Genomic DNA, 3,611 nt, shown 5'->3' with positions numbered 1-3,611 from the left:
CTGGTATGGACAAGAAATGATGTTACGCTTGAATATGGCTATCGCCCTGTCATCGCTCCAAAGTTACCGACAATCAGCCGATATTTGCCGTAACGGTGAAAAACAAACAAGGAGGCGTAGAAACCCTAGAAACCACATCAGAACACCCATTTTGGATTAAAGACAGTGGTTGGTTAAAAGCGTCCTTACTAGAACAAGGCATGATACTGCTTGACAGAAACAATCAAGAAGTAGAAGTTATAAGCCAATTCCTATTATCAAACCACCCCCAAACCGTCTACAACTTTGAAGTAGATGACTTTCACACCTACCATATTGGTGAATATGGGGTGTGGGTGCATAATGCAGATTGTTGTGGAAACCATATTTCTTCCATTGTAAAACAAGACGAACTACTACTGAGAGAGGCAAGAAAGTTGTCTCAGCAAGAGAGTCAAGGTATCAATCAAATGATGGAACAAATTAAGAAAGGTAATGAAAATCCAGGTATCGGTACCGGTGTTTATCACGGCATTACAGAATTTAGACATAGAAATGGTGGTAGAATATATGCTAGAAAAACCGCTAATGGTTGGGAAGTTTTGGGTTATTCTGGTAAAGGTAACCAAGCTAAAGTTTGGACTCGACTGAAAGAATTATATGGCAGATAATATGGAAATTCTTTATAAAGATAATGAATTGGAAATTCAGTCTTATGATTTTATAGCTGAATATAGTTATGGAATGGTTGATTTCTTTATATATTACAAAGGGATAGGATATAGTTGCTCTGCTTTTTGTCTAAATGATGTGGGGAAAATAATCAGTCAAGAAAGCTTCTTTTGGAGTATTGGATCAATTATTCTTAAAGAAATTACTAAAGAAAGTATTGTAAATGCTGTACTGTGCATAGTTAGCGATGAATCATTGTGCTTAGATGATATTTTTGTTAGATTAGATGATTAATGAGTAAAACTATAAAAAAAATAGGAAATCAAGAAATTTACCTTGAAATAATTTCAAGTACATATTGTAATAATATGGCTAACTTAGTTTTAGTTATTGACGGGCTTAAAATTGGCACTTTAAGTTCACCAACTTATATTCCTAGTTTTATAAATTCATTGGAAAGTTTGTTGGTAGAAGAAATTTATTTTTGCGAAAAAATGGACAAGGACTTATTTCGTGAGATTATCAGAGAAGGAAAATTAGAAAATGAAAATATCTTTACCTTAGAAGAAACATTCGATGATTTTATGAAAAGATGCATAAGAGATAGGGGAAATTTTTATTTTTACTTTAAATTATACGAAGAACATTTTTTTAGTTATGAAAACATAACGGTAAATACACCAATGATAAAGATTGTAAGTATAAATAAATTTGTTGAATTTTTGAATGAATTGAAGTCATATTTCCAATAGTAAAGCCCATCAATCCATTGAAGATGCTCCCAATACCTACCCAACCACACCGATACCGTCTACAACTTTGAAGTACAAGACTTCCACACCTACCATATTGGCGAATATGGGGTGTGGGTGCATAATGCGGATTGTTGTGGGGTTAGAGTAGATGGAACTACCCATGGAAACCAAAGATTTCATGAGCGTGGCTTTACCCAAGAAAAAGTCAATGATATTGTAAATAATTATAGCGAAAAAGGTTATCAGCCAGGAGGTCTAACTGTTTATGTTAAGAAAAAACAAGACAGTTCTTATGATGTGATTATTGTTAATAAAGATGGGCAACTAGTAACAGCTGTTGGTGGAAATGAATCAAAAACCAATCTACCCAACAGGCGAGCAGTGATGCGTATGCTTAACAATAATGGTGGTTTTTCTGGTGTTCCTTTAGATTAAGGTGAGAAATGGCTATTTTAAAAAATAGAGAAAATAATTTAGAACTTATACTTAAACCAATAAAGAAAGATAATTTTGGTTTTTTATGCGATGTATGCTTAAATACAAGTATTATTAAAATTGACTATAAGCATACATCTATTAATGACAAGTATATTTCCCATAAAAATTTAGATTATATTAAAAGAGAATATGAAAATCTTAATAATATTGAAAAATTTTTAGAAGAAACAGAGATTATTTTTGATATCTATCCTGTAGATATGTTTATGACATTAGACGTATATAAGTCAAATTCAGATACACTATGGGTGGAAATAAAAATGCCTACTGGTATATTTACCAATGGAGAAGAAATCGGATATTTTATAGCATTTAATTTTTGGGTAGAATTAGATGATTTTAAATCTTTTATATTAAATTTTATTCAAGAATGTGAAATTCTTAGCATATAGACTGAGTTGAAGCACAAAAAAAGAAATTTTGACAAAATACGCTGGGTATGCCATTGCTAACTTAACCTATGTGTTGCACCCATTAAAAACAAACAAGGACAAGCAGAAACCCTAGAAACCACAGCCGAACACCCATTTTCGATTAAAGACACAGGTTGGCTTAAAGCTTCTTTACTAGAACAAGGCATGACCTTGCTAGATAAGCATGGCAATCCAAACATCACCATCGTCAGTCAAAGTAAACTAGACCACACCGACACCGTCTACAACTTTGAAGTACAAGACTTCCACACCTACCATATTGGTGAGTTTGGGGTGTGGGTGCATAATGATGGGTGTTGTGACTTGAGCAATTTAAAAACCATCAATACAAGACATTATGCAGATAAAGTAACTCAAAAGAGTGTTGCAAAAGAGAAAAATACTGTTGTTAACAGAAAAGCTGTAGATATTTCTGCCGATGTTCAAGCAATTAGAGATGGAAAAGTAAACATTATAAATAACCAATTCCATGTCAATGGTAGGATTTATGGGCATCATGACGGTACACTGTACCCCATATCTGGCACAGGATTTTATACCTTAAATAGAGCTGAGTACAAAGTATTGGGGGTTTATAATCAATTTGGTAATAGTCAAAAATCCAAGCAGATATTGAGTAATATGGGTATAGATAAAACTACCCAAAATAAAGTTTTAGAAATATTTCAAGAGTTAAACAAATGATAGATTTTTATTCTAACAATAAATACGATGTAAGTAAAGCTAAATATTTAATGCAAAATATTTTTTGTTTAGATGAAGAAAAAATATTTGTTTGTCAACTATGTGAATTAAGTGAAATTTTGATTGATGACGACATAGAATGTTTATGCGTTATATCAGATGTTTGCGGTTCTGTAAAAAGTTTACTTCAGATTTATAGAGCGGAGATATATCTTTCTGTATTCTTAGACAAGTTAAAGCATTTTTCAGAATACCATAATGACACATTTTTTGTTCCATATGATGATTTTAATGGATATTATAAGATATCTGGAAATAGTGAAATTCAGGAAGTATCTTTAAATGAAGAAAAGTCCAATGATGACAAAATTGTATTTTAAATCCTTGATTTTTTCTGATTATGCAAATAAAAAACTGGTAAACTCGACTGATGTGTATTAACCAATCAATCCCTCCAGAACTGGTGCCAAGAAACCATGATAGATGTTACACAAACTAAAACCTATCAACAGGCTTTGGCTCATACCATTCAATATGCCACTTTTAACCAAGAAAGAAAACCTTTAAAACCACTAAAGAACACCCATTT

Annotated in this window: 7 protein-coding genes; all 7 read left to right on the top strand. The window is 32.3% G+C overall.

Annotated elements, in window-relative coordinates; translation table 11 throughout:
* The first annotated feature begins 95 nt into the window (after positions 1–95).
* A complete protein-coding gene (locus HMPREF2573_RS09030) occupies positions 96–650 on the top strand; it encodes a polymorphic toxin-type HINT domain-containing protein (protein WP_152695086.1) in 555 nt (184 codons plus the stop codon).
* Positions 640–945 carry a hypothetical protein gene (locus HMPREF2573_RS03665; RefSeq protein ID WP_003662793.1) on the top strand — a complete coding sequence of 102 codons (306 nt, stop codon included), beginning with the start codon at positions 640–642 and terminating at the stop codon, positions 943–945. Before HMPREF2573_RS09030 ends, HMPREF2573_RS03665 begins: the two co-directional genes overlap by 11 nt.
* Positions 945–1,403 carry a hypothetical protein gene (locus tag HMPREF2573_RS03660; protein WP_003662792.1) on the top strand — a complete coding sequence of 153 codons (459 nt, stop codon included), beginning with the start codon at positions 945–947 and terminating at the stop codon, positions 1,401–1,403. The genes HMPREF2573_RS03665 and HMPREF2573_RS03660 overlap by 1 nt, the downstream gene beginning before the upstream one ends.
* Positions 1,404–1,520: 117 nt before the next feature.
* Complete coding sequence (locus tag HMPREF2573_RS09410) at positions 1,521–1,841, top strand: hypothetical protein (protein WP_036331597.1); 321 nt, start codon at positions 1,521–1,523, stop codon at positions 1,839–1,841.
* Between the two features lie 8 nt (positions 1,842–1,849).
* Complete coding sequence (locus HMPREF2573_RS03650) at positions 1,850–2,296, top strand: hypothetical protein (protein ID WP_003663359.1); 447 nt, start codon at positions 1,850–1,852, stop codon at positions 2,294–2,296.
* Between the two features lie 81 nt (positions 2,297–2,377).
* On the top strand, positions 2,378–3,022 hold the full coding sequence (locus HMPREF2573_RS09560; protein ID WP_083297495.1) for a polymorphic toxin-type HINT domain-containing protein: 645 nt from the start codon (positions 2,378–2,380) through the stop codon (positions 3,020–3,022).
* Complete coding sequence (locus HMPREF2573_RS03640) at positions 3,019–3,402, top strand: hypothetical protein (RefSeq protein ID WP_003663351.1); 384 nt, start codon at positions 3,019–3,021, stop codon at positions 3,400–3,402. Before HMPREF2573_RS09560 ends, HMPREF2573_RS03640 begins: the two co-directional genes overlap by 4 nt.
* The last annotated feature ends 209 nt before the right edge of the window (positions 3,403–3,611 follow it).

Origin of the sequence: Moraxella sp. HMSC061H09, from assembly GCF_001809255.1 — a bacterium.
Taxonomy (GTDB): domain Bacteria; phylum Pseudomonadota; class Gammaproteobacteria; order Pseudomonadales; family Moraxellaceae; genus Moraxella; species Moraxella catarrhalis.
This window is presented reverse-complemented; position numbering and strand designations above follow the sequence as displayed.